The following is a 1,988-nucleotide window of genomic DNA, read 5'->3' on the forward strand; positions in this document are numbered from 1 at the left end:
GTGCCATCTCCAGGCGAAGTCGTAGGGAGGAAGCCGCTGCTCGACGCTGCTGTCGGTCGGCGACGCAGGGATCACGTGATCGCGCCCTCCGCCAGGCGGGCCCTGCAGGCGCAGGCTGTCCTTAGCCTTGAATGGTCGCATGCCGACCCGTTCGAGCGCCTCTGCAACTCCGGGGTCCGCTCGGATCAGCTTCGCAAGGCGCGCCGTGATCGCGTCATGCAGCTTGTCCTTCTCGGCCGCTCGCTCGCGCGCGGCGTCGGCCTCCGCACGCGTGCGCTCCGCCGCCGACGCGATCGACTGCTCGACTGTTTCGCGCTGACCCGGCGCCAGGCTCGCACTGAAGTAGATTTCGATGCCGTCAGGCATGGCTATATCCCCCCCGTTTGAACAGCATGATTTTGGTGCCGGCGAAGCGGTCGTCAAGCAGAAAATTAGCGATCTCTAATGATTGTCTGTGAGCAGAGGGGCGCCACCTTGCGCTTCCCCGCTGCAGGTCGGGCCTAATCCGATCGCGCCCGCTCTCCGCCAGAGGCGCGGGCCTTTTTCATTCGTTCGTCCGATGCGCCTGCCTATGGCGAAGATAGCATTGAGAGTCCGTTTGCTGTTCTCGGCGGCGGCTTCAAGAATTACTGCTGCGCGCAGCGCTGCACCTGGAGATGGGTCGCCGATAGGTGCCGAGGTCGAAACGATCCATTCCCTTCTCACAAGTCTGCCGGCGACCCCGGGCCGATTGCGGAAAAGTTGCGCTGGCACGAGTGTGGGGAAACGCAACGTTGTGATTGTCAAGGTAGCGGTTGTATATTTGAAGATTCTAATTGAGGTATGCTAATATTTCGGCGAGGAGACGGGGATCTCTGGCATGATCGATTCAGACGTGTTCGACTTTGTCGAACGCTGCAGGAAGCACACAGCTACCGGGGCGCTGCTGAGCGACCTGCTCGAAACCGTGAGGAATCTCGGCTTCGAGCACCTCATCCTTAGCGGCGTGCCGCTCGGTGGGCAGAAGCTTGCACCGATGGTTGAACTGAATGGCTGGCCGGCCGGCTGGTTCGAACGCTATGTCGAAGCCGAGCATGCCGCAGTTGATGGTGTTTGCATCTACTCGGCAAAGACCTTGAAGCCGTTCCTTTGGTCCGAAGTCCCGGCAAAGTGGTCAGACACCGAAGGCTCACGACGCGTCGCCGGCGAGGCGACGGAGTTCGGCATCTGGAGCGGCTTTGCCGTCCCCATGCTCAGCGTCCACCATTGGCAGTCCGTTCTGTCGTTTGCGTCGTCTGCAAAATCCTGCATCCTGTCGCCGCGACATCAAGTACAACTGGTCACCATGGCGGTCTATGCCGGCATGTCGATCCAGGCCTTGTCGAATGACGAGGACGGCGAAGACGAAGGTCCTCTGACCGATCGAGAAAAGGAAGTGCTCTTGTGGGCAGCTGCCGGCAAGACCTCATCCGAAACCTCACAAATTCTCGGACTGACCGAGCGCACCGTCAAATGGCACTCGATGCAAGCTCGCGAGGCTTTTGGCGTTGCTACAACCACGCAAGCCGTCATTGAAGCAGTACGCAGGCGCCTGATTCATCCCTGAACGCGTCAACTGTCCGATCGGACAGGTGATCTATATTAGGAAGACTGCAACTATCCCTTTGAGAACGATCGGGGGATCGCGCCATGATAACGGCCCACGTAGTCAATGCGCATAACAAGCATCTCTATGAAAACGAATTCGACGAGTTCCTGCGCCGGCGGCACGACTTTTTCGTGCATCAAAAACACTGGCGCCCTCCGAGCCCGGACGGTCGCGAGCTAGACCAGTTCGATACGGACGCGGCGACTTACCTGCTCGGTATTGAAGAAGGTCGCGTCGTGACCTCGGCTCGATTGATCCCAACGAGCGAGCCGCACATGGTCTCGGAGGTCTTTTCTCACATGTGCGAAAAATCAGGCGTCCCCAGACGTCCCGATTGGGCCGAATGGACACGCACCTTCGT

Annotated in this window: 3 protein-coding genes; 2 read left to right on the plus strand and 1 reads right to left on the minus strand. The window is 59.6% G+C overall.

The window, feature by feature from the left end:
- The coding region (locus EOA86_RS32490; RefSeq protein WP_164892224.1) for a hypothetical protein at positions 1–366 on the minus strand (366 nt) is incomplete at its 3' end.
- A gap of 493 nt (positions 367–859) precedes the next feature.
- Here EOA86_RS32490 and EOA86_RS32495 point away from each other — a divergent pair.
- Both EOA86_RS32495 and EOA86_RS32500 read left to right on the plus strand, forming a co-directional pair.
- Entirely contained in the window at positions 860–1,585 is a 726-nt protein-coding gene (locus EOA86_RS32495; protein WP_065008013.1) for a LuxR family transcriptional regulator, read from the plus strand.
- Between the two features lie 83 nt (positions 1,586–1,668).
- Positions 1,669–1,988, plus strand: a 320-nt coding sequence (locus EOA86_RS32500; protein WP_128345331.1) for an acyl-homoserine-lactone synthase, incomplete at its 3' end; no start/stop codon positions are given.

Origin of the sequence: Mesorhizobium sp. M5C.F.Ca.IN.020.32.2.1 (assembly GCF_004023105.1) — a bacterium.
GTDB lineage: Bacteria > Pseudomonadota > Alphaproteobacteria > Rhizobiales > Rhizobiaceae > Mesorhizobium > Mesorhizobium wenxiniae.